Consider the following 23,766-nt stretch of genomic DNA (forward strand, 5'->3'; position numbering starts at 1 on the left):
TTAGTCCTGTGCCAGCTCGATGTCGTGCTCCACCCAGAGCTGACAGGCCAGCCGGTAACCCTCGTTCAGGCGCTCTCCCAGCTGTTTTTTCTCTTTCCAGTTGGGCGGCGGCAGGTGCTCGGCGCCCCGTATGACTCTTGTGGCGCACTTGGCGCACTTGCCCATGCCGCACTCGTACTGGAGGTTGGGGTAGGGAAACTGCTTGATACCAGCGCGCACCACGAGGTTGGTGTTCGGCTTGACCTCATCCAGGAAGGTCTGACCGTGCTTGTGAAGAGTGACAAAAGGCATGTGACATCTCGCTGTTGGGTTTGGCCTGTTGCAATTGGCTTAATTGCAGTATACAGTATACAAATCAGTGAGCCATATTGGGCTTTCTGATTGAATTTAGCCGGGTTATTTGCTGCAGGTCAGCATCCAAATCACCTTGCGAGTTCTGATTGAGCTTGTTTTTCATGATTTTCTATGATTTTTTGTATATTGAATACTTTTAATGGCCTGAAAGCTACGACCTGAAGCGCCCAACATCTTTTTCCATACCTTTCTAGGAGAGAACCATGCCGACCCTCATGAACCGCGACGAATTGCGCACTGCCCTGGAGAACGCCATCAAGGGCAAGAGCGCCAACAAGTCTCCCTTCAGCCTGGCCTGGGCTGAGGGCAGCCTCAGCCGCGAACACCTCGCGCGCTGGGCCGAGAACCACTATCACTACGTCGGCCCCTTTGCTGACTACCTCGCCTACATTTATGCCCGCACCCCTGACCACATGACCGACGCCAAGGACTTCCTGCTGGCCAACATGTACGAGGAAGAGATAGGCGGAGATCGCCACACTGACCTGCTGATCCGCTTTGCCGAGGCCTGCGGCACCACGCGTGAGCGCGTGGTCGACCAAGACAATATGTCCCCCACCACGCGCGCCCTGCAAAGCTGGTGTTATGCCGTGGCCATGCGCGAAGACCCGGTGGTGGCCGTTGCCGGCCTGGTTGTGGGCCTGGAGTCTCAGGTACCTTCGATCTACCGCAAACAGACGCCCACGCTGCGTGATTCATACGGTTTTACTGACGAAGAGGTCGAGTTCTTCGACCTGCACATCGTTTCTGACGAGATTCACGGGGAGCGCGGTTATCAGATCGTGCTCGAGCACGCCACCACGGTGGCGCTCCAGCAGCGTTGCATCAAGATCTGCGAGGTTGGTGCTCAGATGCGCTTGCTCTATACCACCGCTCTTTATCACGACTACGTCGCCCCCGAACTCGCCCTGGCCACATGAGTGCAGCCGGGAGCCGGCCGCCAACTGGCAGCCTGCTCCCGGCGCCCATGTATCTTTTCTCCACCATCTATCCGGGGTCCTTGCCCCGCCCAGAACCATGTCCAAGCCTGTCGAAGAGTTCTTCAACCACATCAACGGCGAATGGGTCCGCAGCCTAAGCGGGCGTACGTTCGACAACATCAATCCGGCCGACACGCGGGAAAACGTGGGCCGCTTCCAGGCGTCGGCCTCAGCCGATGCCGAGGCGGCCGTGAGTGCTGCTACGGCTGCTTTTGACGGCTGGCGCAAGATGCCAATCAGTCAGCGCGCGAAGATCTTGAACAAGGCGGCCGATTACCTTGAAGCCAATGCTGATCGCTTCGGCGAAGAGCTCACCCGCGAGGAGGGGAAATCCCAAGCCCTGGGGCGAGACGAGTTTCTGCGCGCGGCCCAAACATTCCGCTTCTACGCGATGGAGAGCCAGACATTTGGTGGCGAGACATTCCCTCAGGACGACCCGGACATGCTGGTCTACAGCCAGCGCGAGCCCTTGGGTGTTGTCACAGTGATTTCGCCATGGAACTTCCCCGCCTCGATTCCGGCCCGCAAGATCGCCCCAGCCCTGGTAACGGGCAACACGGTCGTCTTCAAGCCGTCATCGGACGCGCCGCTCAGCGGTCTACGCCTGACCGAGGCGCTGGTGCAGGCCGGCCTGCCCAAGGGTGTACTGAACCTTATCACCGGGCGCGCCGGCGATGTGGGCCCGATCATCACCACGTCGCGCGCGATCTGCGCGATTTCATTCACGGGATCGACGCAGGCAGGCATGCACATTCAGCGCACGGTACACCTGACCACGCGCCTGCAGATGGAGCTCGGGGGCAAGAACCCGCTGATCGTGATGGAAGATGCCGACCTGGACCAGGCGGTGGACCTGGCCATCAAGGGCGGCTTCTCACTCACCGGCCAGGCCTGCACAGGTACCAGCCGAATCATCGTGGTCAGTGCGGTTAAGGCGGCCTTCACGGCCAAGCTGCTTGAGCGTGTGAAGCAGCTCAAGATTGGCCCAGGCCTGACGCCGGGCATGGACCTGGGGCCGCTGGCCACGGCCAAGCAGTTGGAGACGGTGCTGTCGTATCTGGAGATCGGCAAGAAGGAGGCCACCTTGCTGTGTGGGGGTGAACGCCTCACCGAGGGCCTCTACGAACACGGTTATTACGTCTCGCCTGCCGTGTTTGACGATGTGAAGCAGTCCATGCGCATCGCCCGCGAGGAGATCTTTGGCCCAGTATTGGCGATCATCGAGGCCAGCGGTTTCTCCGACGCCATCACCAAAGCCAACGACACGGAGTACGGCCTCTCGGCCGCCATCGCCACGCGCAACCCGAAGTACATGCACGCCTTCGCGCAGGACATCCAGTCAGGCACCGTGAAGATCAACCGCACCACCACGGGCAACCTGGTCAACGCGCCCTTTGGTGGCGTGAAGAACTCCAGTACCTCAACCTTCCGCGAGTCAGGCAGGGTCGGTATGGAGTTCTTCACCCAGACCAAGATCGTCTACCGCGCCGCTTAAGGCGCACCGCTACAAATCTTAGGAATTTTCATGAAATCAGCACTCAAACTACAACTCGAAGAAGCTCGCCTGATGGCCCGCGCCGCGCTTGCCAAGGCCCAGGACATCGCCGTCCTGGAGACTGTCTGCATCACCGACGAAGGCGGCTTTCCGCTGGTGATGGAACGTATGGACGGTGGTCGCGTGACCGGCCCGCAGATCGCCTGGAACAAGGCCTTTACCGCCGCGGGCCACAAGCGTTCGACGCATCTGTTCAATACCGCGCCCAACGGTCCGGCACTGCCGGGCAACGAGGCCTTCGGCATCCAGTGGAGCTTTGAAGGCAAGTTTGCCGTCTTCGTCGGCGGATTCCCCATCGTTGTCAACGGCGAGGTGGTGGGCGGTGTGGGCCTGAGCGGCGGCAATGGCGAGCAGGACACCGCGTGTGGTCTGGCCGCCCTGCAGGCGCTGAAGGACGCGCTGGCCGTCAGCGGCCATGAGGTCGTGGTCCAGGCCGATATCAAGAAGTGATGCTCAGGCGGCAACTTGATTCACGGAGGCAAGCATGAAGCACCGCGTTGTCTGGCTTGAGACGGGCCAGTCCTTTGAGGTTGAAGCGGGCGAGGCCGTTCTGGCGGCCGCCCAGCGTTGTCAGATCGACCTGCCGCACGAGTGCCAGTTTGGCGGCTGTGGCACCTGCCGTATCAAGTTGGTGGAAGGTGCCGTGGGCTACGAAGACGAATTACCCATGGGCCTGAGTGCCGAAGAAGCTGAAGCCGGCTACGCGCTGGCCTGTCAGGCGCGGCCCAGCAGCAATCTGGTGATCAGCGTCGCGTCGCCGCTGGCGGGCATCAGCGCCACCCGCCTGAACGTGACGGTGGACGGGGTGAACCCGCTGACCCCCGACGTGACCCACTTGCGCTTGCGTCTGCCCGAAGATGCGAACCTGGTGTACCGCCCGGGTCAATACATGAATGTGCAGCTGGGCGATGGTCGCCACCGCAGCTTTTCGATGGCGTCCAGACCGCGTGGCGACACGGTGGACTTCCATGTGCGCCGCATACCCGGGGTATCTTCACCGAGAAACACCTCTCGTCGCTGCGCGAAGGCCAGACGCTGGAGGTGGAAATGCCCCTGGGTAACTTCTGCTTCCACGCCGAGGACTATCGTCCGTTGGTGATGGTTGCCACCGGCACGGGCCTCGCACCGATCAAGAGCATGCTCGAAGCCTTGATGAATGACGAGGACTGCCCACCGGTGAGCCTCTACTGGGGAATGAGGACCGAGGCAGACCTGTACCTGCATGACGAGATCCAGACATGGGCCGATCGACTTTATGAGTTCCAGTACGTGCCAGTGCTCTCGCGCGCCAGTAGCAGTTGGAGCGGCCGCCGTGGTTACGTGCAGGATGCCGTGTTGGAGGATCTAAGCGACCTGTCGGAGCACGCCATTTATCTGTGTGGCTCTCCTATCATGATTGCCGACGCCAAAGTCGCATTTTCCAGTCGTGGGGCGAGCATGGACCACATCTACGCTGACAGCTTCGTGTTCCAGGCAGCTTGAGAAAAACAGGCATCCCACAAGCTGGAAACGAGTGCGCTTTCCTCAGTTTTGGGGAAAGGTTGTTGGGTGTTGGATGTCGTCGAAAAATGAAGCATAAGCGTGCCGAAACGGCACGCTTATGCTTCGCGCGACATAGTTCGTTGTTTTTCTTGATGAAAGTGGTGGAGAGGAGGAGGATCGAACTCCCGACCTCTGCATTGCGAACGCAGCGCTCTCCCAGCTGAGCTACCCCCCCACTGTCTGTTTATCTTAGCGAAATGCGGCCGTCCTTGCCAGTGTTTGCCATGCGGCCTGCCGGCGCCTACCATGGGTGGGCCTACGACCCAACCACCGTCCGCCAAGGAGACAGGTATGCACTACGTTCTTGCCCGCATCACCGTTCAGCCCGCTGCTGCCGACAGCGCGCGGCAATTGCTCCTCACGCTGGTGGCGCAGTCGCGCCAGGAGGCGGGTTGTGTGTCGTATGCGCTGTACCAGCAGGCCGCCGCGCCGCATGTGTTTCAAACCGTGGAGCAATGGCAAGACGAAGCCGCGGCCCAGGCCCACATGGGCACGCCGCATGTGGCTACGGCGATTGCTGCCGCCGGTCCTCTGTTTGCCTCGCCGCCGGAAATTCTGGCCTACACCAAGCTGGCCTGAGGCTGCGGGGCTTGCCGATTGAGTGTTAAATCGGCTTCCAGCCCATACACGACGGACGCAAGCAGCTATTGAAAATATAGCGATTCTTGCTGGAGCAGCTTAGCCCGCCCGCTGGACCGGCAGCAGCTTTTGCACCAGCGGGTGCAGCACTTTTTTGTGGGCACCTATGGCGAAAAAATGTTCCTCGACGCTGTCGCAGGAGCCCACACGCCTGACGTTGTAACGCGCCGTCAGGTCTTCATGCACCAGCTCGGCCGCCGGGAACACGCCCATGCCCGCGGCGCCAAAAGTTTTCAGCAGCGCGCTGTCCTCGAACTCGCCGACCACGCGCGGCTTGATCGCCAGGCGTTCAAACCACTGGTCCAGGCGCACACGTACCGCCGCATGCGTGGTGGGCAGCAACACCGGCACCTTGCCCAGGGACTGGGGGAAACCGCGTTTTGCGGCCGCATACAGCGACGCCGGTGCGTACCAGGCCATGGGTGAGGAGGCCAGGGGGTGGCTGTAGACCTTGAGGTTGGGGTTGGGTGGTGCGGCGCGGTCGGACAGCACCACGTCGAGCCGGTGCAAGGCCAGGCCGGCCAGCAGGTCGGAAAATTCGTCTTCGTGGCACAGCAGCTTGAGGTTGGGTTCCTGCATCACCGGCTGCATCAGGCGGCGCACCGCCAGCTTGGGCAGGCCGTCGGAAATGCCGACCACCAGGCGCACGCTGGGCGAACCGACGGCGTCACGCACCACCCCCGGCAACTGCTCGCCGAGCTGGAAGATCAGCTCGGCCTGCTGCATGGCGGCGACGCCCGCGTCCGTCAGCACCAGGCCGCGGCCGGCCGGCTTGAGCAGGGCGTAACCCAGCGAGCGTTCCAGCTCGCGCACCTGCGTGCTCACGGTTTGCACGGCCATGCCCAGGCGGTCGGCGGCGCGGGCCATGCCGCCTTCCTTGGCGACAACCCAGAAGTAATACAGGTGGCGGTAGTTGAAGTTCATTTTTAAACCTCATGTTTTTAAGAAGAAAGTCTTCTCAATTATCTGCTTTTTCAGAATGATGGAATCCCCTATGGTTGCAGCTTGCCGTGGCCTGGTTGGCCGCGGTGCGATGAATCGATGCAACTTCTGTGAGGTCTTTATGAAATGTCCTGCCTGCCCTGATGCCACCTTGTTGATGACCGATCGCCAGGGGATTGAGATTGACTACTGCCCGCAATGCCGCGGCGTCTGGCTGGATCGCGGCGAGCTGGACAAGCTGGTCGAGCGCGCAGCGCCTGCAGCTGCGGCGCGTCCGGTTGCCGCACCAGCCCGGCCTGACTTTGTGGATTCTGACTACCGCGGCCACAAGGGCCACTATGGCCAGCGCAAAAAATCCTGGTTGAACGAGATTTTTGACTGAGATCGGGCTCTAGTCCAATGGTGCTGGTCGCAAGCAGCTATCAAAGGTATAGCGGGGAATAAAGCTAGCCGGCGTTCAGGCGACAAACTTCATCTCGCGCAGCCAGGCGGCCAGGCGTTCGGCGAACACCTTGTAGCCCTCGCTGTTGGCGTGAATCTGGTCCGAGCGCAATTCGGCGCGCGACAACACATGCGACCAGCCGCCGGCAAACAGGGCCACGCCGGTGTCGCTGGCCACTTCGGCATAGACCTCGTGGTCTTTGAGCGAGCCGGTGGCGGCCGCCAGCAGCACCGGTTTGGGCTGGGCGATCAGCACCACCTGCGTGTTGGCGCCGGCGGTCTGCACGATTTGTTCGAGGGTCGCCTTGGTTCGGTCCAGTGGCAGGCCGCGCAAGAAATCATTGCCGCCTATGGACACCAGCACCAGGCCAGGTGTGTTGGCCTGCAGCAGGCCCGGCAGACGTGCCAGCGCGCCGTCGGTGGTGTCGCCGTTCACACCGGCGTTCTGCGTGACATGGCCGGTCAATTGTTCCAGCCGCTGCGGATAACTGGTGTCCGGCGTGGCGCCATAACCAAAGGTCAGCGAATCGCCCAGACAAAGCAGCGTGGCTTCCTTGGCCAGGGTCTGGCCCTTGGGCTTGGCGGATCTGGAGCAAGCGCTGCTCAGCAAGATGGCGGCGGCGCTGCTGGCCAGCAGCCATTGGCGGCGGGTGGGGTAAGGCGTCATGGCGTTCACATCCTTGGCGGTGGTTGTGGCCTGGACTCTACCAGTGCTTGCGCTGGCGTAGCCGCATGACCCTGGCCTTGTGCTTTTTCACGGTTGCTCAAATTTTAAGCAAAGCCCGGGAGGCCAATGCCGGCGTGGGTTTTTGGGCTTGTTCCATGGGTTATTAACAGGGTGGTTCACAGTGCGTGGGCATAAGTCGGCGGTCTGCGTCACCCCGCGAACAGGCATAGCGCGCGGCTTATTGCGTGGCCGCCAACCCGAGGCGAATGAACAGCAGCACGGCCAGCATCGTAAACTGATCTTCACCCAGCTGTAGGGCTGCGCGCCGGCAATGGCGCCGGTGTAGCCGTTGGCTGCGATCTGGAAATTGCGCGAGCCATATAGCGGTCATAGGTTGACCCGACAATACGCTGTATGAGCTTTGAAGGAGTTGCCCGGTGTTAAATTTTTCCTGGATGCCTAGACTATCCATTGCCCGTTGCCTGGGCCTGTGCAGCCTGTTGGCCTTGCTGGCAGCTTGCGGGACCCCGGTCAAACAGTTTCCGGTGCAAGAGAATTTTGATTCCACCGCGACCTATTCGCGTTTGTTCGACGCTACTGCGCCACAAACCTGCGAGGCGGCTAGGCGCGCCTTGCTGAGCCAGGGTTACATCATCAACACCGCCAGGGACGACCTGGTGGAAGGCCACAAGAGTTTCCAGCCGGAGCCGGAGTCGCATCTGCAGATGGCGATACGGGTGGTGTGTGTGCCCGACACCACCGACGGCAAAGTCAGCCTGGGGTTTGTCACCGCCCTGCAAGACATTTACGCGCTGAAGAAAAGCAACAACTCGGCCAGCCTGGGCGTGGGTGCGATCGGTTCGGTCTCGCTGCCTTTCAGTTCGGGCAGTGACGCCATGGTCAAGGTCGGCAGCGAAACCATCACCGCCGATGCTTTTTACGACCGCTTTTTTGACCTGGTGCGGCGTTACCTGCTCGCCAGCGACTGGATAGAACCCGAACCCGGGCCCTGATCCACCGCGCTTTCGCGCCAGGTTCCCGGCGCCAAACCGTCCAGGCTGTAAGGGCCGATGGCGGCGCGTATCAGCCGCAGCGTTGGAAACCCCACGGCCGCCGTCATGCGCCGCACCTGGCGGTTGCGACCTTCGCGAATGCCCAGCTCTAGCCAGGCCGTCGGGATGGACTGGCGAAAACGCACTGGCGGATCACGCTCCCACAAGTCGGGCGGTGGATCCATCAAACGGGCACGGGCCGGGCGGGTGGGGCCGTCGTTGAGCAACACGCCGCGGCGCAAGGCTTCGAGTGCGGCTTCGTCGGGCTGGCCTTCCACCTGCACCCAGTAAATTTTTTCCATCTTGAAACGCGGGTCGGCAATCCGCGCCTGCAGCTGGCCGTTATTGGTCAGCAGCAACAGGCCTTCACTGTCGGCGTCCAGCCGCCCGGCCACATAAATGCCCGGAATGCTGATGAAGTCTTTCAATCCGCGCCAGCGGCCTTCGGGCGTGAACTGGCTCAACACGCCATAAGGCTTGTTGAAGAGAATCAGGCGCGCGGCAGGGAAAACCGGGGATGAAGGCATGGCGGCGAAGCATAACATTCACCCGATCCGACGGCTGGCAGGGGGCGTTGCAGGCGTATTTATTGATAAAGATTGCCTCCAGTCAAGTAGCAATGGGCGCAGACAGCTATCAAACTGATAGCGCCTCAGCACTCAAACCGCAGGCGGCTTGCCCGGACCGGCGGGCGTTTCACCGCCGGCATGCAACTGCCGGCGCACATAGTCCACATGCTGGCGCAAGGTGTAGACGCGGTCTGAAAAGTCCAGCGAGATTTTCATGTGGCTCACGTCGTGTTCTATCTTGTCGAGCTGGGCCGTGGCCCGTGCGATCTCGCTGGCGCTGAGCTGGCGCGACTGGATGTCGCGCTCCATCTCCAGCAACACGCCGTAGCGGCGGTACAGCCGGCTTTTCTCCCGGAACTCAAAAAGTTTGGGCACCACCCTGAACAGCGGAATCGCAATCGCCACCAGCGGCACCAGCACCAGCAGCAGGCGCTGCAAGGCATTGGCCGCCCAGTAGGGCAGGTAACGCTGCAAAAACGGCCGGCCGTCCTTGTAATAACGTGCGGCTTCGTCGGCCAGCGGGTAGTCCGTGGCGCGCGGGTTGGGAAACTCGCCGGGCTTGTTCAGCAAGGTGCCGCCACGATGAATGTCATGCGCGGCCTCCAGCAGCAAATAGGACAAGGCCGGGTGCAGGTCTTGTTGCACCACCAGGTTGGCGGTGGTGGTCAGCAGCGTGATGTTTTCGCGCGGCAGGTCTTGCGCCGGGTCCACCGAGCCGGCCGGCAGCGTGATCAGCGACAGGTAAGGCAGGCGCCGCGTCAGACCTTCGGCGTGTTCCAGTGACACCAGTTGCACGCCGGGCTGTGCCAGCAGCAATTGCACGGCGGGGGTTTGCGGTGCGCCTATCAGGAGCAAGGCGTCCAGCTCTTTGGCCACCAAAGCTTGGCGGCCAGCAGGCCACCGCTGGGCAGCAAGGTGGCATTGGCCGGCGTCACACCGTAACTTTGCAAAACCTCCAGCCCGACCTTGCGTGTGCCGCTGCCTTCGGCACCAATCGCAATTTTTTTGCCGGCCAGCGGCCCCAGGCCGGTGGCCAGTGACTTGGCGAAAGCGCTGGAGGTAAAGAGCCACACCGGTTCGTAGCCGATCACGCCCAAGGAACGCAGCGGCGTGTCGGCATCGGTATCCGCGCTGTCCAGCGTCAGCTGACCCAGCCCGCCCTGCATGAAACCAATCGCGGTGCCGGCGTTGAGGCGCTCCAGGTTTTGTACTGCGCCGGTGGATGGCAGCAGCTTGAGGTTCACGCCGTTGGCCTTCAGGTAACTCTGGTAGCGGAGCGCAAACTGGTGCACCGCGCCATCCACCGCACCGGTTGTCATCTCCGCCGTGCGTGGCGGTGCCGGGCTGATGGAGCGCGAGAGCAGGGACAGCAGCACCGCCAGCCCGGCGATGACGACAAGCGTGATGAGCAGGGTTTGTTTGCGGGTCAGGGAGGGGATCAACAGCATGGAGGCAGTCTAACCAGAGTGAGCGCTGGGCGATTGGGGGTTTGCATGGGAGGCATTTCGACACCATTGCAGTCGGGCGGTAAATACCCGGTAAATCTCCGTTTGGATTACAAGGCGTTGACAAAGGCCGGCCAACAATGGAGGCACTGAATCGCGAACAGGCTTTCACAAAGCCGCGATGCAGGAGCCGCTCCAACTGACGCCGTTGATGGCTTGAGTTGCTGCCCTTCCACTTGACCAGGAGAATGCCATGACATCGAAACTTTTCACCGCCACAGCCTTGGCCGCCGCCCTGTTCGCCGGTCTGGCCGCAGCGCCTGCCATGGCCCAAAACACCAACACGCCCGGCATTGATAATGCCCAGCAGGCGGTCCATGCCCGCATTCAGCAAGGCCTGCAGTCCGGGCATATCACGCCGTCAGAGGCGCAAGCCTTGTACCGCCGTGACCGCGATATCCAGAACCGTGAGGCCTACTTCAAGTCAGACGGTCGCGCCACGCCGCAAGAACGCCAGCAACTGCGCGCCGACATGGCAAACCTGAGCGCGGAAGTTGAACGCATGATGAACAACCGCGACGTGGTGGGCCAGCACGGGCAGGACAGCGCCACACCCGGCATCGACAACAGCCAGCGCGAGATCAGCCAGCGCATAAACGACGGCCTACGCAGCGGCCGCATCAGCCAGCGCGAAGCCCGCATGTTGCACGGCCGTGAGCGCGCCATTGAACGCCGTGAAGCCGCTTTCAAGTCCGACGGCGTCGTGACCCCGCAAGAGCGCCGCCAACTGCGCGATGAGCTGAGCGCTTTGCGCAACCAGGTGGAGCGCTTGATCAACCCGCGCGGCTAAACACAAGACCCGCAAGCCCCGCCAGGCATTCAGTTTCGAAAGAGCTGAATGGCCTGGCCTTTTTTCGTGGGTCTGACGCCTGCACTCCGGGGAACGGGCGCGCCGGCGTATGACTGTAAAATCGGCCGCCAGCGCATAGTGCGCATGCGCTACAAGCTATTTATTTGGTAGCAAGTCCGGATAGGCAAGTGTTGCCTGAACCCCCTCCAAGGAAACACCGCCGTGATCACCATCCAGCTCGATATCGCCCAAACCGTCGGCATGGCCGCCGTGTTGCTGGTGGTGGGGGAGTTCATCAAGAAAAAGGTCGGGCTGCTCGCACGTTATTTCATCCCCGGTCCCATCATTGGCGGGGTGCTGTTTTCGCTGGTGGCGCTGGTCGGCCATGAGACCGGGACCTTTCTGCTGCATTTTGACGACAACATGCGCACCCTGATGCTGCTGGTGTTTTTCACCACCATCGGTTTTTCCGCCAGCTTCGAGCTGCTGAAAAAAGGCGGCGTGGGTGTGGCGCTGTTTCTGGCGGCAGCCATCGGGCTGGTGCTGATGCAGAACACGCTGGGCGCGTTGCTGGCCTCGGCTCTGGGCGTGCATCCGCTCATTGGTGTGGCGGCCGGCTCGATTGCGCTCACCGGCGGGCACGGCACGGCGGCCGCTTTTGGACCGCTGCTGGAGCAGGCCGGCGTCGTGGGCGCCTTGCCGGCAGCCATTGCCGCCGCCACCTTCGGCCTGGTGGCCGGTTGTGTGATTGGCGGGCCGGTCGGCAAGTTGTTGATGCGGCGCAAGAGCCTGCGCGGACCGGACGAGTCCACCGTTGCCGAAGTGTCTCAGGCCGCGCAAACCCCAGAGGCCAGCGCCAACAGCAAGGGGGCCCTCATGCACGCCGCCATCCTGATTGCCGTGGCGATTGGAGTGGGGACGGTGCTGGTGAACCTGCTCAGTGCGCGGGGTGTGGTGCTGCCGGCTTACCTCGGCCCCATGGTGCTGGCGGCCCTGATGCGCAACGTCATCGACTGGCGCCGCGGGCCCTTGCCGACGCGCCAGTTCGAGGCGGTGGGCCAGGTGTCGCTGGCCTTTTTTCTGGCCATGGCGCTGATGTCCATGAAACTCTGGGAACTGGCCGAGGTGGCCGGCCCGCTGCTGCTGATCCTGCTGGCGCAGACGGCGCTGATGTTTGCCTACGCCTATTGGGTCACCTTCCGCATCATGGGTCGCGACTACGACGCCGCGGTTATCGCCACCGGCCACTGCGGTTTCAGCATGGGCGCCACGCCCAATGCCATGGCCAATATGCAGGCCTTCACCAGTGCCAACGGCCCGTCGGCCAAGGCGTTTTTTGTGATCCCGCTGGTGGGTTCCTTGTTCATCGATTTTTTCAACGCTGTGATCATCACGGGGTTTGTGAACTACCTGAAATAGGCGGGCGCCCCCGCCGCCTCACAGGTAAACCGCTTCAAAACGCGCCAGCACCTGGCTACCGCCCAGCAGGCTTAACTGCTGCCTGTCAATGTGTTGCCCCGTGGTGGTGGCCAGCATGTCAAGCACCTTGTTTTCAAACGCCGCAATCGGCGACTCGCTGCCCAGCGTGATCGTGGCGCGCAGGGCATAACTCAGGCGCGGATCGATGGCGGCACGAGGAAGCTGCACCTTGTAGGCCAGCGCCAAGGGCCGGTAGATTTTTCATGGGAGGTGTGCTTTTGGGGTGGGGGGTTGTTTCTTGTTCAGGATCACCAGCGCGATGCCGCCCAGAATGGTGACAGACGCCAGCACCGTGGGCCAGCTCAGGGCTTCGCCGATAAAGACGATGCCGCCCAACGCGGCAAGGACCGGAACACTCAGTTGCACGGAGGCCGCTTGTGTTGCGGGTAAAACAGGCAAGGCCTGGTACCACAGGGCATAACCCAGGCCGGAGGCCAGCGCCCCCGACAAGACCGCCAGTGCGAGGCCGGCAACGTCCGGCGACAGGTGTTGGATCATGAGCAGGCTCAGCACCAGCGCCATGGGCAGCGTGCGCAAAAAATTACCGGCCGTCACGCGGGTCGGATCACCCGCACCTTTGCCGCGCAGCGAATAAATTCCCCACGCCGCCCCCGCACTCATCATCGAGACCGAGCCGAGCAGGGACGGGGCCGCCAGCCCCGGCAGCATCAGCGCCACCAGCCCGGCCACGGCCAGGCTGAAGCCGACAAGCTGCCACCTTTGCAAACGCTCGCCCTGCCACACGCCATAACCCACCATCGTGGCCTGCACGGTGCCAAACAGCAGCAAGGCGCCGGTGGCGGCCGACATGCTGACATAGGCATAAGAAAAACCCGCCGCATAAACAAACAGCGCACAGGCCGACAGCCAGTTGCCGCCATCTGGCGAAGCCGCGCGGGCGCTTGATGCCTTGCCCTGTCTGAGCCACACCACGCAGCACAACATACACGCCCCGGACAACAAACGCATGGCGGTGAAACTGGCCGGGTCGATGGGGGTGTGTTTGAGCGCCATGCGGCACAGCAACGAATTGCCTGCAAATGCCACCATGGCCAGCACCACCAGAATGACTAAACGAAGTCGGGACATGGTGTGCTCAGCCTGGGGGGATGGCGACTCAGGCCGCCAGAAACAGCGCCGGGTCCACCATGGTGCGGTTCAGCATCACGCCCCAGTGCAGGTGCGGACCGGTCACGCGGCCGGTGGCACCTACCGCGCCCAGGCGGTCGCCGGTTTTGAGTACGTCGCCAGTTTTCACATCGGTGGCGCTCAGGTGGCAATACAGGGTCAGCAGCCCGCCGCCGTGGTCCAGCCAGACGGTGTTGCCGTTGAAAAAATAGTCACCGATGTCAATCACCCGGCCCGACAGCGGCGCCGCCACCGGGGTGCCCGTGGCGGCGGCGATGTCCATGCCGCTGTGCGGATTGCGCCCCTGCCCGTTGAACACGCGCCGCAGGCCGAAGGAACTGGAACGCCGCCCCGGCACCGGCACACGCATGCGCAGGGCCTGCGGCCAGGGTTCGCTGAAGGTCGCCATCACGATCGCCTGGTGGTCGCGCTCACGCTCGTACCGCGCCTGGTCCTGGGGCGACAAGTCCACGGTTTTGGGCGAGACCTTCAGGCGCTGCTCGCTGTAACGTTTGGGGGAGATCGTGTAAGCGATCTGCCGCTGGCCCTGGCCTTCGGCTTGCACCGTGATGTGTGCCTCGCCGGGCACAGCGGCCAGCGGAATACCCACCAGCGCTGTCCACGCGGCTACATCGCCCAGCACCAGCAGGGGCACATCCGCCGCGTGGGCTACGGGCCGCGCCGTGGCCGGACCCAGCGACAGCCGGGCGACACCGCCGGGGACTTGGGAGGCGTGTGGCCAGATATCAGGCAACTGGGGTGTGGCCGCAACTGCAGGCTGGAAAGCTGGCGAGGCCAGCAGGCTCACGGCGCCCAGCAGGGCAGAGCGGCGGGTCAACGCGCGGGGGATGGGCGCAGAGGCAAAGAGGGCCATGGTGGGTTCTGAAAAATTGACGTGTTTCACACAAAACGGGACGGCAGCAGGCGCCGCATCTGCCGGCCCACCACCTCCCGAAAGCGCGGGCTGTGCAGGCAGATGCCGCCAACCAGGCCCACCAGGCATCCCAGCACGGTGTCGATAAACCTGGCCTGAATCAGGGGGCTCGCAGGCGCATGGCCCATCTTGGCGGCTTCTGCCAGCAGGATGGTCATGGGGGTGATGAAAACCATCGCGAAACCATAGTGCCGCACCACCGCCACCTCGATCACGAAGCTCAGCGCCATCATGATCAAGGCAATCGTCCAGTTGTTCAGCGGCAGCAGCAGCAGGCCCCAGGCCACCAGCAGGCCCAGGGCGGTGCCGAGCATACGGTGCAACTGCTTGGTCCATACCGCGCGCAGCGACGCGCCCTGAATGACGGCCAGGCAACTGATGGGCACCCAGTAGGATTTTTCCATTTGCAGCGCCTGTGCCAGTACCAGCGCAATGCCGACAAACACGCCTATCACCACCGAGTCGAAGATCACAAACTCAAAGCTGGGTGTGGGCAAGGGTGCCACCGGCTGAGGCGGCTGAGAACGCAGGGCGTAGACGCTGTAAAAAAATGCGATCAGGCAGGCCAGCAAGGCGCCCATGCTGATCAGCCCCACCATCAAGGGCACTTGAAAGGCAGCCACCGGGGTGAAGGCCCCGATGGCCGCCGCCATGATAAAGAACAGGCTGTTGGGCGGCCCCAGGGCATAAAAGCGGCAGACCATGGAGACCAGGATCGCGATGAAGATGATCACCGGCACCATCAGCACCGGGACAAAGTGACTGATCAACCCCAGCGTGTAGCAGGCGCTCATGGCGAACGCGCAGGCCATCAGCGTGACCATGCGGTGCGACAGCGGTGTGGCGGGCGAATACAAAAACACCAGCCCGCCCATCGAGGCCACCAGCCCGTAGTCCAGCCGGCCAAAAAACGCACCGATCAGCAGCGGCAGGCCGCTGGCCAGCGCCGCAGCAAAAGGCATCTGCCACCGCCGGTCGCTGGGTTTGAAGGTGATCAGATGACGCAGTTCCTCGCCTATCAGTTTCTTCAGCTCAGCCCATCTGTTGCTTGGTGTCATCGGGTCATGCTTTCTGGTCAAGAGCTGGGCTGCAGGCTGCAGAAGGGACATCAGGGCACAACGCAGGCATGGGTCTGGGCAGATACCGTCTGCAGCCAGGGAGCACAAGCGCGGGTTGAATGGCTCGATTTTAGCCCTCCGGCCACAGCGCGCGCTGCTTCTGCGCCGCAAGCGATCAAGGGGGGTATTGGCTGGTTTTTCGCCCGGCTTGAGTGTCAAATAGACCTCCAGCCCTTGCTGCATAAGCGCAAGAAGCTATTGAAAACGTAGCGACGGGTGGCGGGTGCCTGGGTGCACTGCGGGTGGGTTCAGTCGGGTAGCCAGGTGATCTTGCCGTCGCGCACATAGTCCTCGAACTGAACCAGCGGAATGGCGGTGACGCCGGCAATGCCCGGGGCGGCTTCCCAGCTCAAGGTGGCGCTGTCAAAGGACAGCTCGACCTCCACTCGCCCGCGCGGAATTTCGATGGGCGCACCGTCACCCGGCGTGTAGGTCACATCACCGGTAATCATGGCGAATTGGGACATGGCAATCTCCTGAAGGGTGGGGCTGTGGGCATCATCATGCGCTTTTCCTATTTGAGCCGCACGCGCTGCCAAGCCTTGTAGGTCAAGAACCCTTGTGTGTTACGGCTGGGCTCAGCGTCCCGCGCCGCACCTGCTGTTGTTTGCAATTTGTTGCATTTGCTTTTGCATTTAATGCAATCAAATGGTTGCGTTAATGGAGGTGTTGATTCAGAATAAATGCAACCAGGAGATTGCTTATGACTTCATCAACCGACCGTATTGAACGCAAGGTCTTGATCAACGCCCCCGTGCCGCGGGTCTGGCGGGCGCTGACCGATGCCGAGGCCTTTGGCGGCTGGTTCGGTGTGGCGCTGAAAGGCAAACGTTTTGTGGCCGGCCAGCAGGTGCAGGGTCACATCACCATTCCCGGTTTTGAACATGTGGTGTTTGATGTGCTGATTGACCGCGTGGAGCCGGAAACACTGTTTTCCTACCGCTGGCACCCGTATGCGGTCGACCCGGCCATCGACTATGCCAAAGAGTCGACCACCCTGGTGGTGTTCACGCTCAAAGAGGCGGAGGGCGGCACTTTGCTCAGCGTGGTCGAATCCGGCTTTGACAACATTCCTCTGGCGCGCCGCGCAGAAGCCGTTCGCATGAACAGCGGCGGCTGGGAAGAACAGATGAGAAACATCCAGACCTATGTCACCACGCCGTAAAGCTACCGAGCCCTCGTCACCGCAGCCCGGCCCGGCGGGTGTGTTTGCCGCGCTGGGCGACGAAACCCGCTTGCGCCTGGTGGCCGTGTTGTGTGTGGGCGGCGCCGTATCGATTGCGCAGCTCACCGCCACCACCGACGTCACCCGGCAGGCCGTGACCAAACACCTGCATGTGCTGGCCGATGCGGGGCTGGTGCAACATGTCAAGGTCGGGCGCGAGCGCCTGTGGCAGTTTGCGCCGCAGCAACTGGACGAAGCGCGCCGCTCACTCGACCTGATTGCGCAGCAGTGGGATCAGGCGCTGGGCCGCTTGAAGCGGGCGGTGGAGAAAGCTTGACGCCGGCAGGGTGGCCGCTTGGTCGCTGCAAGTTGCTATACCTTTAATAGCTGATTGCGCCGGTTTTACTTGGGCTGCAGCCCCTTTTTTCTCAAGAATGGGCGCGGGCTCTCTTGCTGGCCTGATGCCGCAGCTCACGGCGCGAGCGTCATCGCCACGCGAAAGCCAACATACGATCTACCGCTGTCTTCGTCGCTGAACGTGCGGTAGGCCGAACTGGCTCTTAAGGGCCCCGAGATCCATGAACCGCCACGCAGCACCCGGTCCTGGCTGGTGCAGTCGCTGGTCCACGCGCTGCCATCGGCGGGCGCGCCGGTGTAGCGCTCGTGCCAGCAGTCGGCCACCCACTCCCACACATTGCCGTGTACGTTGTAGAGGCCGAAGGCATTGGGTTGGAAGCTGTTCACCGGCAAGGTGGATGATTGCGGGTCGATCGGGCTGCCGTTCATCGCGGGGTTGTTGTTGATGTTGGCCTGGCGGAGGCTGATTTTTTCGCCAAACCAGTAGGCCGTGCGTGAACCTGCACGCGCAGCGTATTCACGTTCGGCTTCGCTCGGAAGGCGGTAGGCTTGACCGGTTTCCTGACTAAGCCAGCTTGCATAAGCCTGCGCGTCATGCCAGCTCACGCAAACCACCGGGTGCTCATCGGTCTGGACGTTGCCCGGTTCGCGCCAGTTGTTGGTCCCTTTATACAAACCATCCGAATTGAGGCAGCCATCTTCGCTCTTCTCGTCATCGGTTGTGTAGTTGGTGGCCCGTACAAAAGCTGCAAACTCGCCGCGTGTGACCGGATGGCGGCCTGCGGCAAAACGCTTGACATGTACCTTGTGTTGCGGGCCTTCAGGGCTGCGTGATGGCCTCATGCCGCCCGCCGCCTGGATGCGGGCCAGCTCCGCCGGTGCTGCGCCCATGGTGAAGCTGCCAGCGGGGATGATCACCATTTCCGGACAGCCCTGGCAGCTTTGAAAAGTCCCGCCTGTAGCCGGGGTCGTGCCTGCGGCGGCGGGCAGGGTCGCCGACAGAAAAACCATGGCGAAAAAGAAGGGCAAGATCTGCTGGCGAGTCAGGGCGGTGGGCATGGATTCAGTCTGGGCTCAGAGCGTCAGCCACCGCCTGCGCGGCGGTAATCAGGTCGGTGACCAGTCGCTCATCGACATCCAGCAAACCTTCGTACTCACCCAGGTTGCGCGTGTTGTGGCACTTGTCCAGCACGCGCCACACCTCGGGGCCCAGGCCCAGTGTGTGCGGCAATGCCTGAAACACGATGTAGCGGTTGCCAGCACGGTAGCCCATGCGGCGCAGCGCCGCCAGACTCAGGGAGTGCGCGGCGTTGTACGCGAGATCAAACCGGCTTTCAAGCGCCAGCGTGGCGTTGCGTGCATCTTTCAAGCGTGCAATGCCGCTGCGCTGCAGGCCCGCGAGCTCGTTGGTGTCGGGGGCTTCTTGTTGCAAGGGCTTGCCGGGGCCGCAGAGGTTGTCAAGCGGGCTGGGCATGAAGCTCCTCCTCCGTTCCTATTAACCATATCTTGGGCTGCTGCAAAACGCGGGTGACAAACGCGTTGTCCTGCTGGATGCGTTTGGCAATCTCTGCGGCGGTGTACAGCGTCGGATTGACTTTGCGGCCCAGCGTCGTGGTGGCGCTTTCCAACGCCCCAAACACGTCGGCGTAGCCAAGACTGGCGCTCACAATCATCACGTCAATATCGCTTTGGGCGGTGTCTTGCTGTTTGGCGACCGAGCCATAGACGAAAGCCACATCAATCTGCGAGGCCAGTGGAGCCAGGGCGGCACGCAGTACGTCGGCCAAACCCATGGTCTTGAGCACCAGACCGCGCAACTCGGCAAACACCGGCGCCGCCGCGTTGGCCTGGTAGTGCTTCTGGTTGCCTTGTTTGGTGACGGTCAGCAAACCCGCCTCAGACAAGGCCGCCAGTTCGCGCTGCACCGCCCCGGTGCCCGACTGGGCGAGGGCGATCACCTCATTGGCATAAAAGCTGCGGTCGGGGTTGCCGAAGAGCACCGCCAGGACGCGTTGCCGCCCTTTTGGGAACAGGGCATCGGCCATGCTGGACTTTGCCTTCGGGATGTTTTTGATAATACCCATAATGGGTGTTATCGTACCTGAAATGGGGTTTTAAAGGGAGCGAAGACGATGAAAGTCAGGGCCTTGGCATCTGAGCCCCGATATCCTATCGCCAAAACGCTATCCCTTTGATAGCTGCTTGCGCCCGCGTTACTTAGGCTACAGCCTCTTTTTTCTCAAGAAATGGCTCAAGCCGCCTTGGAGGCGCGGCGCTGGCTGAACGCCGAGGATCGTTTGGCGCTTACCGTCGTGACATCGTCGCCGGCGATTTTGCTGGCCAGGTCGGCGGTTTTTTGCTCGATCTGTGTCGCCAGTTTGCTCAGCACCAAGGCGCCGGGTGTCGTGGCCTGGGCCAGCGTCTGCAGGGCGGTCACGCCGGTTTTTTCTTCAAACAGGGCTGCGTTGGCGGCTGCACGCTCGACGCCGGCCTCGGCGACTTTGAGCAATTGGTTGACCACTTGCTGCGCACCGTCGGTCGTGAGGCTCAAACCCTTGACGTAATAGGCGCTGAAAGCCAGTTGCGCGGCCGTGGCGTTGTTGGCGACTTCCGCCGTCAGTTCCGAGCGCGATTCGTTCAAGGCGCGGTTCCAGCGCTGCTCCAGTGCATGAACCACATACTCGCCGCCAGCGCGGTAGGCGTCGATCATGTTTTTGGCGGTGTTGCCGTAAGACGCGATCAGCTCGCTGGCCACGGTGGAAAGATGTTTGGCGCTCATGGGGTGTCCTTGGGGTGAGAGGGAGAGATGCTTGATGATCCCGGTTTCCCCTAGTGATGACGACCTAAAAAGCTAGAGCGACCCCTCCAGACTCAAACGGCGACCACTCGGGACCCAACAAGGCGCTACGCTTGTGGGAGCTGCATGCGCCCGATGGCTAAGGGCTGCAGGCATTTCGGACTTGAAATACGCGGCAGGCAGCGGGGCATGGCTGCTGCTGCTGCAGACGGCGCAAGACCGGGGACTGGGGCGCTGGCGGACGCTGGTCAAGCCGCCTTTGAAGGGGGGCCCAGTGTCACGCGATAAAATCGCTCTCCGGCGCTTATCGCGCACGCAAAAGCTGCTATTTACCTGATAGCACGCACAACCGGCTCATCAGCCCTTTTTCTCCCCCAAGGACCCCCCTTTCGTGATTACCTTTCAGCTCGATATCGCCCAGACCGTCGGCATTGCCGCCGTCTTGTTGGTGGTGGGCGAATTCGTCAAAAAACACATCCCCCTGTTGCAGCGTTATTTCATCCCCGGGCCGGTGATAGGCGGCTTGCTGTTTTCGCTGTTTGCACTGGTCGGCCACCAGATGGGCATGTTTACCTTCGAGTTCTACGACAACATGCGCGCCTTCCTGATGATGGTGTTTTTCACCACCATCGGGTTTTCAGCCAGCTTCGAGCTGCTGAAAAAAGGCGGTGTGGCCGTGGCGATTTTCCTGCTGGTGGCCATCGGGCTGGTCGTGATCCAGAACGTCGCAGGCGCTGCCATCGCCAGCCTGCTGGGGGTACATCCGCTGATCGGTGTGGCCGCCGGCTCCATCTCGCTCACCGGTGGGGTCGGGACCTCGGCCGCGTTCGGGCCCTTGCTGGAGCAGGCCGGTGCGGCCGGCGCCTTGCCGGCGGCCATTGCCGCCGCCACCTTTGGTCTGGTGGCCGGCTGCGTGATTGGCGGGCCGCTGGGGTCGCTGCTGATGCGGCGCCACCACTTGCAGGGGCCGGCCGCCCAGCCGGTGGAAGCACCACCCCACCTCTCGGCCGGGCCTGAAACCATAGAGACCAATGACCGCACGGTGATGTACGCCATCATCCTAGTCAGCCTGGCGATTGGCGCCGGCACGGTGCTGGTGAACTGGCTCAAGGACGTGGGCATCACCTTGCCGGCCTACCTGGGTCCCATGCTGGTGGCGGCCCTGCTCCGCAACGTCATCGACTGGCGCAACTGGGTGTTGCCGGCGCGTCAGTTCGAGGTGGTGGGCAATGTGTCGCTGGCCTTCTTCCTGACCATGGCGCTGATGTCCATGCGGCTGTGGGAAATGGCCAGCGTGGCGGGGCCGCTGCTGGTGATTCTGCTGGTGCAGACGGCGGTGATGTTTGCCTACGCCTACTGGGTCACCTTCCGGGTCATGGGCAGCGATTACGACGCGGCCGTCATGGCCGCCGGCCACTGCGGCTTCGGCATGGGCGCCACGCCCAATGCCATGGCCAATATGCAGGCCTTCACCAGCGCCCACGGGCCGTCGGTCAAGGCGTTTTTTGTGATCCCGCTGGTAGGCTCGCTGTTCATCGACTTTTTCAACGCGGTGATCATCACCGGCTTTTTGAACCTTCTGAAATAGCGTGTCCCGGGGTTTTGCGGGTTTGATCGCAAATATTCAAGTAAAAAAGGCTTGTAGCCCTTGATGTGCGGGCGCAAGCAGCTATTGAAAGAATAGCGAGCCGGGCGCCGTCTCAGTCTGCCAGGAGCAGCGCCGGGTTCACCAGTCTGGGGTTCTGCGTCACGTCCCCGTGCCGGTGTCGCCCCGCCACAGCGCCGGCTGCCTAAATGGCAGGCATTCCAGTGCAAGCCAATGGTGGCGCGGCCTGGCGGACTTGTCCCTGAAGTTTTCCACAGGGTGGCCCACAGCGGCCGGGCATAAGTTCAGGCTTTCGGGTTTTTTATCAAAGGGCTTTGGGCACGGCCGTGGACAGCGGCTGTCCGCCTTTCCAGCGGCGCACCACACGCTGGAAGATCAGCGAATTGGGAATTTGCAGCAAGGTGCTGACGTGTTCGGCGTCGCTGTCTTCGAGGGTGGTGTAAAGCAGGTTGATGTCCACCACGCGGCCCCGGGCGCCGGGCTTTTCGGCGGTGTCCAGCACTTCGATGGTGTCGCCGAGTCGAAACGGCCGCACCGTGAAGATCAGAAACGCGCAAAAGAGGTTGGACAACACGCTCCAGGCGGCAAAAAAAGCTACGGCGCCGACGGTGGCAAAGCCGGTGAACGCGGTCCACAACACGGTGGCCGACACCCCCATACGCTCCAGCACCAGCAGCATGGCCGCGGTCATGATGGTCCAGCGCAGAAAACCCTTGAGCGGCACCGTCAGTTCCCTCGGCAACTGGTAATGGTCGCTCAGGCGGTTCACCAGGCGGCGCAGCAGGTATTGCAACACCCAGGCGACCAGCAGGATCAGCAGGATTTGCAGGCCCGGCACAATGATTTCGAGCCAGTCGCGAGTCCAGTCGGGCAGGTAGGTGGTCAGGGGTCGGCGCATGTCGGTGTGGGCTGGTGGTGTTGGCGTTGGGAAGAAGAGGGTGGGAGCGGAGCCCCAAATTTTAGTGGGCCAGGATGCTTGGCGCGTGTGGCGGATGCACGTGGCGCGTTGTGCGGGGGCGGCCCTGTGGGCCACTGCGATAGCATAGCCGGCATGAGTACCCAATACGAGAGCCTTCACCCCGCCACCCTTTACCCCGAGGTCTTCCATGTGGCGGCCCCGGATTCACCCCTGGGGCGCAACGTGTGGCCGCGCCAGCCGGGCGTGTTTATCCGTGCCGTCAAAGCCGAGGAAACTGCGGAGCCCGAGGAAATCCAAGAGGCCCAAGAGGCCGCAGATGCTGACAAGCCCGCGCGTGCGCCGTTGTCGCGTGAGCTGGTGACCGGTCAGTTTGGCCTGGTGCCGCGCTGGGTCAAGTCGGCGTCTGACGCCAAGCTGCGTTCGACCAAGCTGGTCAATGCCCGCTCGGAAACCGTGAGCACCTCCAACAACTTTCGTGAGGCCTGGCTGGCGGGGCAGCGCTGCATCGTGCCGATGACAGCGTTTTTTGAAGACGATTTTCGCAGCGGCAAAGCCGTGTCCACCCGCATTGCCCGGGTCGATGGCCAGCCCATGGGTGTGGCCGGTGTGTGGGAAAGCTGGACCGGGGCAGACGGGCAGGTCATCACCAGTTACAGCTTGCTCACGGTCAACGCCAACAACCACGCCCTGATCAGCCGCTACCAGCAGCCCGGCAACGAAAAACGCATGCTGGCGATCCTGAACGAAGGCGCCTACGACGCCTGGCTCAGCGCCCGCCCGGAGAAGGCCAAGGAGTTTATGCGGGCTTATGCAGCGAATTGGCTGTTGGCTAATCCGGTTGAGAAGAGTCGCTGATCAGCTTCGGAGACGGCCAATGGGTCATGTAATTCGCGACGTCACCGTGGGTGGTTGAAGGGGCTCGGAAAAGTGGTGAGGGGATCGACATCTAATTGAAATTTGAAGCCGAATTACCCACCTAGTCCGGTCGCCTCAAAACGCTTGACGGCCAGAATGACGAGGCGCCCATCGCCCGAGTCCAAGTCAATCACATGGTTGCCGCACTTGACGCCTGTGTGCTCAGCATCTCGAGCGTGACGTTGTCGGGCAAGTGATGAAGGGTGCTTTTTCTGTGAGTTTGGCATGTGCTGAGTGGGCGGCGAATAGCAGCAGTGCGTATGTCATAAGCAGTGTTACGGTTTCTTTGCTTGGTTCAAAGCCCTGTGCATG

The 23,766-nt window shown here is 62.1% G+C and carries 28 protein-coding genes, 1 tRNA gene and 1 pseudogene; 13 read left to right on the forward strand and 17 right to left on the reverse strand.

Translation table 11 applies throughout. The features are described 5' to 3' along the window. Entirely contained in the window at nucleotides 1-291 is a 291-nt protein-coding gene (locus tag ACHMXK_RS07040) for a 2Fe-2S iron-sulfur cluster-binding protein (RefSeq protein ID WP_397438909.1), read from the reverse strand. Between the two features lie 266 nt (nucleotides 292-557). Between ACHMXK_RS07040 and ACHMXK_RS07045 the strand changes: the two genes are divergently transcribed. From ACHMXK_RS07045 to ACHMXK_RS07060, 4 genes and pseudogenes are all read left to right on the forward strand, one after another. Then, on the forward strand, nucleotides 558-1,274 hold the full coding sequence (locus tag ACHMXK_RS07045; RefSeq protein WP_397438911.1) for a TenA family transcriptional regulator: 717 nt from the start codon (nucleotides 558-560) through the stop codon (nucleotides 1,272-1,274). A gap of 97 nt (nucleotides 1,275-1,371) precedes the next feature. Continuing rightward, nucleotides 1,372-2,829, forward strand: coding sequence for an aldehyde dehydrogenase family protein (locus ACHMXK_RS07050; protein ID WP_397438913.1), 1,458 nt, complete (start codon nucleotides 1,372-1,374; stop codon nucleotides 2,827-2,829). A gap of 30 nt (nucleotides 2,830-2,859) precedes the next feature. Next, on the forward strand, nucleotides 2,860-3,339 hold the full coding sequence (locus tag ACHMXK_RS07055; RefSeq protein ID WP_397438915.1) for a heme-binding protein: 480 nt from the start codon (nucleotides 2,860-2,862) through the stop codon (nucleotides 3,337-3,339). 34 nt (nucleotides 3,340-3,373) lie between these two features. Beyond that, nucleotides 3,374-4,371 (forward strand): annotated as a pseudogene (locus ACHMXK_RS07060) (2Fe-2S iron-sulfur cluster-binding protein). Nucleotides 4,372-4,530: 159 nt separating this feature from the next. Here the strand turns inward: ACHMXK_RS07060 and ACHMXK_RS07065 are convergent. Further along, nucleotides 4,531-4,606: transfer RNA gene (locus tag ACHMXK_RS07065), tRNA-Ala, on the reverse strand. A 116-nt stretch (nucleotides 4,607-4,722) separates the two neighbouring features. Here ACHMXK_RS07065 and ACHMXK_RS07070 point away from each other — a divergent pair. After that, the gene (locus tag ACHMXK_RS07070; protein WP_397438917.1) at nucleotides 4,723-5,010 is read left to right on the forward strand and encodes a putative quinol monooxygenase; all 288 of its coding nucleotides are present in this window, start codon (nucleotides 4,723-4,725) and stop codon (nucleotides 5,008-5,010) included. A gap of 99 nt (nucleotides 5,011-5,109) precedes the next feature. On the opposite strand, the gene ACHMXK_RS07075 is transcribed toward ACHMXK_RS07070, so the two are convergent. After that, a complete protein-coding gene (locus ACHMXK_RS07075) occupies nucleotides 5,110-5,994 on the reverse strand; it encodes a LysR family transcriptional regulator (protein WP_397438919.1) in 885 nt (294 codons plus the stop codon). A 139-nt stretch (nucleotides 5,995-6,133) separates the two neighbouring features. On the opposite strand from ACHMXK_RS07075, the gene ACHMXK_RS07080 reads away from it, so the two are divergent. Next, nucleotides 6,134-6,394 carry a zf-TFIIB domain-containing protein gene (locus tag ACHMXK_RS07080; RefSeq protein ID WP_397438920.1) on the forward strand — a complete coding sequence of 87 codons (261 nt, stop codon included), beginning with the start codon at nucleotides 6,134-6,136 and terminating at the stop codon, nucleotides 6,392-6,394. A 75-nt stretch (nucleotides 6,395-6,469) separates the two neighbouring features. Here ACHMXK_RS07080 and ACHMXK_RS07085 read toward each other — a convergent pair whose 3' ends face one another. Further along, nucleotides 6,470-7,120, reverse strand: coding sequence for a GDSL-type esterase/lipase family protein (locus ACHMXK_RS07085; RefSeq protein ID WP_397438922.1), 651 nt, complete (start codon nucleotides 7,118-7,120; stop codon nucleotides 6,470-6,472). Nucleotides 7,121-7,575: 455 nt separating this feature from the next. Here ACHMXK_RS07085 and ACHMXK_RS07090 point away from each other — a divergent pair, with 455 nt between their 5' ends. Then, nucleotides 7,576-8,133, forward strand: coding sequence for a DUF2242 domain-containing protein (locus ACHMXK_RS07090; protein ID WP_397438924.1), 558 nt, complete (start codon nucleotides 7,576-7,578; stop codon nucleotides 8,131-8,133). On the opposite strand, the gene ACHMXK_RS07095 is transcribed toward ACHMXK_RS07090, so the two are convergent. From ACHMXK_RS07095 to ACHMXK_RS07105, 3 genes are all read right to left on the reverse strand, one after another. Then, entirely contained in the window at nucleotides 8,088-8,699 is a 612-nt protein-coding gene (locus tag ACHMXK_RS07095) for a pseudouridine synthase (RefSeq protein ID WP_397438926.1), read from the reverse strand. The two genes, ACHMXK_RS07090 and ACHMXK_RS07095, sit on opposite strands and share 46 nt — an antisense overlap. Nucleotides 8,700-8,831: 132 nt before the next feature. Then, on the reverse strand, nucleotides 8,832-9,617 hold the full coding sequence (locus ACHMXK_RS07100; protein WP_397438928.1) for a hypothetical protein: 786 nt from the start codon (nucleotides 9,615-9,617) through the stop codon (nucleotides 8,832-8,834). Next, entirely contained in the window at nucleotides 9,587-10,189 is a 603-nt protein-coding gene (locus tag ACHMXK_RS07105) for a TAXI family TRAP transporter solute-binding subunit (protein ID WP_397438930.1), read from the reverse strand. The genes ACHMXK_RS07100 and ACHMXK_RS07105 overlap by 31 nt, the downstream gene beginning before the upstream one ends. 250 nt (nucleotides 10,190-10,439) lie before the next feature. On the opposite strand from ACHMXK_RS07105, the gene ACHMXK_RS07110 reads away from it, so the two are divergent. Together ACHMXK_RS07110 and gltS (ACHMXK_RS07115) are read left to right on the forward strand one after the other, a co-directional pair. Continuing rightward, nucleotides 10,440-11,036, forward strand: coding sequence for a hypothetical protein (locus ACHMXK_RS07110; protein ID WP_397438932.1), 597 nt, complete (start codon nucleotides 10,440-10,442; stop codon nucleotides 11,034-11,036). A gap of 222 nt (nucleotides 11,037-11,258) precedes the next feature. After that, nucleotides 11,259-12,455, forward strand: a complete 1,197-nt coding sequence (gltS, locus tag ACHMXK_RS07115; protein WP_397438934.1) for a sodium/glutamate symporter — start codon at nucleotides 11,259-11,261, stop codon at nucleotides 12,453-12,455. Between the two features lie 18 nt (nucleotides 12,456-12,473). On the opposite strand, the gene ACHMXK_RS07120 is transcribed toward gltS (ACHMXK_RS07115), so the two are convergent. The 5 genes from ACHMXK_RS07120 to ACHMXK_RS07140 form a co-directional block, all read right to left on the reverse strand. Beyond that, the gene (locus ACHMXK_RS07120; RefSeq protein ID WP_397438936.1) at nucleotides 12,474-12,701 is read right to left on the reverse strand and encodes a hypothetical protein; all 228 of its coding nucleotides are present in this window, start codon (nucleotides 12,699-12,701) and stop codon (nucleotides 12,474-12,476) included. 15 nt (nucleotides 12,702-12,716) lie between these two features. Beyond that, nucleotides 12,717-13,604, reverse strand: coding sequence for a DMT family transporter (locus ACHMXK_RS07125; RefSeq protein WP_397438938.1), 888 nt, complete (start codon nucleotides 13,602-13,604; stop codon nucleotides 12,717-12,719). Between the two features lie 28 nt (nucleotides 13,605-13,632). Next, nucleotides 13,633-14,517 carry a peptidoglycan DD-metalloendopeptidase family protein gene (locus ACHMXK_RS07130; protein ID WP_397438940.1) on the reverse strand — a complete coding sequence of 295 codons (885 nt, stop codon included), beginning with the start codon at nucleotides 14,515-14,517 and terminating at the stop codon, nucleotides 13,633-13,635. Between the two features lie 26 nt (nucleotides 14,518-14,543). Next, nucleotides 14,544-15,635, reverse strand: a complete 1,092-nt coding sequence (locus tag ACHMXK_RS07135) for an FUSC family protein (RefSeq protein WP_397438942.1) — start codon at nucleotides 15,633-15,635, stop codon at nucleotides 14,544-14,546. A gap of 308 nt (nucleotides 15,636-15,943) precedes the next feature. Further along, the gene (locus tag ACHMXK_RS07140; RefSeq protein ID WP_397438944.1) at nucleotides 15,944-16,162 is read right to left on the reverse strand and encodes a hypothetical protein; all 219 of its coding nucleotides are present in this window, start codon (nucleotides 16,160-16,162) and stop codon (nucleotides 15,944-15,946) included. A 236-nt stretch (nucleotides 16,163-16,398) separates the two neighbouring features. Between ACHMXK_RS07140 and ACHMXK_RS07145 the strand changes: the two genes are divergently transcribed. Further along, nucleotides 16,399-16,860 carry an SRPBCC family protein gene (locus ACHMXK_RS07145; protein ID WP_397438946.1) on the forward strand — a complete coding sequence of 154 codons (462 nt, stop codon included), beginning with the start codon at nucleotides 16,399-16,401 and terminating at the stop codon, nucleotides 16,858-16,860. Further along, nucleotides 16,844-17,197, forward strand: coding sequence for an ArsR/SmtB family transcription factor (locus ACHMXK_RS07150; RefSeq protein WP_397438947.1), 354 nt, complete (start codon nucleotides 16,844-16,846; stop codon nucleotides 17,195-17,197). Before ACHMXK_RS07145 ends, ACHMXK_RS07150 begins: the two co-directional genes overlap by 17 nt. A gap of 134 nt (nucleotides 17,198-17,331) precedes the next feature. Here the strand turns inward: ACHMXK_RS07150 and ACHMXK_RS07155 are convergent, their stop codons facing one another. From ACHMXK_RS07155 to ACHMXK_RS07170, 4 genes are all read right to left on the reverse strand, one after another. Beyond that, nucleotides 17,332-18,276, reverse strand: a complete 945-nt coding sequence (locus tag ACHMXK_RS07155) for a formylglycine-generating enzyme family protein (protein ID WP_397438949.1) — start codon at nucleotides 18,274-18,276, stop codon at nucleotides 17,332-17,334. Between the two features lie 4 nt (nucleotides 18,277-18,280). Then, entirely contained in the window at nucleotides 18,281-18,691 is a 411-nt protein-coding gene (locus ACHMXK_RS07160) for a hypothetical protein (RefSeq protein ID WP_397438951.1), read from the reverse strand. Further along, nucleotides 18,675-19,301: a transcriptional regulator gene (locus tag ACHMXK_RS07165; RefSeq protein ID WP_397438953.1), complete on the reverse strand. Its 627-nt coding sequence runs from the start codon at nucleotides 19,299-19,301 to the stop codon at nucleotides 18,675-18,677. Before ACHMXK_RS07165 ends, ACHMXK_RS07160 begins: the two co-directional genes overlap by 17 nt. A gap of 167 nt (nucleotides 19,302-19,468) precedes the next feature. Beyond that, complete coding sequence (locus tag ACHMXK_RS07170) at nucleotides 19,469-19,996, reverse strand: hypothetical protein (protein ID WP_397438955.1); 528 nt, start codon at nucleotides 19,994-19,996, stop codon at nucleotides 19,469-19,471. A gap of 409 nt (nucleotides 19,997-20,405) precedes the next feature. Between ACHMXK_RS07170 and gltS (ACHMXK_RS07175) the strand changes: the two genes are divergently transcribed. After that, nucleotides 20,406-21,602 (forward strand): sodium/glutamate symporter, encoded by a 1,197-nt coding sequence (gltS, locus tag ACHMXK_RS07175; protein ID WP_397438957.1) that lies wholly within the window; start codon nucleotides 20,406-20,408, stop codon nucleotides 21,600-21,602. 322 nt (nucleotides 21,603-21,924) lie between these two features. Here gltS (ACHMXK_RS07175) and ACHMXK_RS07180 read toward each other — a convergent pair whose 3' ends face one another. Continuing rightward, nucleotides 21,925-22,518, reverse strand: coding sequence for a mechanosensitive ion channel family protein (locus ACHMXK_RS07180; RefSeq protein ID WP_397438959.1), 594 nt, complete (start codon nucleotides 22,516-22,518; stop codon nucleotides 21,925-21,927). A 153-nt stretch (nucleotides 22,519-22,671) separates the two neighbouring features. On the opposite strand from ACHMXK_RS07180, the gene ACHMXK_RS07185 reads away from it, so the two are divergent. Further along, complete coding sequence (locus tag ACHMXK_RS07185) at nucleotides 22,672-23,394, forward strand: SOS response-associated peptidase (protein ID WP_397438961.1); 723 nt, start codon at nucleotides 22,672-22,674, stop codon at nucleotides 23,392-23,394. Nucleotides 23,395-23,766 lie beyond the last annotated feature (372 nt).

The sequence above is a fragment of the Polaromonas sp. UC242_47 genome, from assembly GCF_044452385.1.
Taxonomy (GTDB): domain Bacteria; phylum Pseudomonadota; class Gammaproteobacteria; order Burkholderiales; family Burkholderiaceae_C; genus Polaromonas.

What these genes read in the sequence shown, in the direction of transcription:
- ACHMXK_RS07070 (WP_397438917.1), top strand. Translation starts at nt 4,723, where the DNA reads ATGCACTACGTTCTTGCCCGCATCACCGTTCAGCCCGCTGCTGCCGAC.
- ACHMXK_RS07110 (WP_397438932.1), top strand. Translation starts at nt 10,440, where the DNA reads ATGACATCGAAACTTTTCACCGCCACAGCCTTGGCCGCCGCCCTGTTC.
- ACHMXK_RS07155 (WP_397438949.1), bottom strand. Translation starts at nt 18,276, where the DNA reads ATGCCCACCGCCCTGACTCGCCAGCAGATCTTGCCCTTCTTTTTCGCC.
- ACHMXK_RS07090 (WP_397438924.1), top strand. Translation starts at nt 7,576, where the DNA reads ATGCCTAGACTATCCATTGCCCGTTGCCTGGGCCTGTGCAGCCTGTTG.
- ACHMXK_RS07085 (WP_397438922.1), bottom strand. Translation starts at nt 7,120, where the DNA reads ATGACGCCTTACCCCACCCGCCGCCAATGGCTGCTGGCCAGCAGCGCC.
- ACHMXK_RS07180 (WP_397438959.1), bottom strand. Translation starts at nt 22,518, where the DNA reads ATGCGCCGACCCCTGACCACCTACCTGCCCGACTGGACTCGCGACTGG.
- ACHMXK_RS07080 (WP_397438920.1), top strand. Translation starts at nt 6,134, where the DNA reads ATGAAATGTCCTGCCTGCCCTGATGCCACCTTGTTGATGACCGATCGC.
- ACHMXK_RS07125 (WP_397438938.1), bottom strand. Translation starts at nt 13,604, where the DNA reads ATGTCCCGACTTCGTTTAGTCATTCTGGTGGTGCTGGCCATGGTGGCA.
- ACHMXK_RS07165 (WP_397438953.1), bottom strand. Translation starts at nt 19,301, where the DNA reads ATGGGTATTATCAAAAACATCCCGAAGGCAAAGTCCAGCATGGCCGAT.
- ACHMXK_RS07095 (WP_397438926.1), bottom strand. Translation starts at nt 8,699, where the DNA reads ATGCCTTCATCCCCGGTTTTCCCTGCCGCGCGCCTGATTCTCTTCAAC.
- ACHMXK_RS07045 (WP_397438911.1), top strand. Translation starts at nt 558, where the DNA reads ATGCCGACCCTCATGAACCGCGACGAATTGCGCACTGCCCTGGAGAAC.
- ACHMXK_RS07145 (WP_397438946.1), top strand. Translation starts at nt 16,399, where the DNA reads ATGACTTCATCAACCGACCGTATTGAACGCAAGGTCTTGATCAACGCC.
- ACHMXK_RS07040 (WP_397438909.1), bottom strand. Translation starts at nt 291, where the DNA reads ATGCCTTTTGTCACTCTTCACAAGCACGGTCAGACCTTCCTGGATGAG.
- ACHMXK_RS07160 (WP_397438951.1), bottom strand. Translation starts at nt 18,691, where the DNA reads ATGCCCAGCCCGCTTGACAACCTCTGCGGCCCCGGCAAGCCCTTGCAA.
- ACHMXK_RS07105 (WP_397438930.1), bottom strand. Translation starts at nt 10,189, where the DNA reads ATGCTGTTGATCCCCTCCCTGACCCGCAAACAAACCCTGCTCATCACG.
- ACHMXK_RS07150 (WP_397438947.1), top strand. Translation starts at nt 16,844, where the DNA reads ATGTCACCACGCCGTAAAGCTACCGAGCCCTCGTCACCGCAGCCCGGC.
- ACHMXK_RS07185 (WP_397438961.1), top strand. Translation starts at nt 22,672, where the DNA reads ATGAGTACCCAATACGAGAGCCTTCACCCCGCCACCCTTTACCCCGAG.
- ACHMXK_RS07130 (WP_397438940.1), bottom strand. Translation starts at nt 14,517, where the DNA reads ATGGCCCTCTTTGCCTCTGCGCCCATCCCCCGCGCGTTGACCCGCCGC.
- ACHMXK_RS07050 (WP_397438913.1), top strand. Translation starts at nt 1,372, where the DNA reads ATGTCCAAGCCTGTCGAAGAGTTCTTCAACCACATCAACGGCGAATGG.
- ACHMXK_RS07170 (WP_397438955.1), bottom strand. Translation starts at nt 19,996, where the DNA reads ATGAGCGCCAAACATCTTTCCACCGTGGCCAGCGAGCTGATCGCGTCT.
- ACHMXK_RS07140 (WP_397438944.1), bottom strand. Translation starts at nt 16,162, where the DNA reads ATGTCCCAATTCGCCATGATTACCGGTGATGTGACCTACACGCCGGGT.
- ACHMXK_RS07075 (WP_397438919.1), bottom strand. Translation starts at nt 5,994, where the DNA reads ATGAACTTCAACTACCGCCACCTGTATTACTTCTGGGTTGTCGCCAAG.
- ACHMXK_RS07055 (WP_397438915.1), top strand. Translation starts at nt 2,860, where the DNA reads ATGAAATCAGCACTCAAACTACAACTCGAAGAAGCTCGCCTGATGGCC.
- ACHMXK_RS07135 (WP_397438942.1), bottom strand. Translation starts at nt 15,635, where the DNA reads ATGACACCAAGCAACAGATGGGCTGAGCTGAAGAAACTGATAGGCGAG.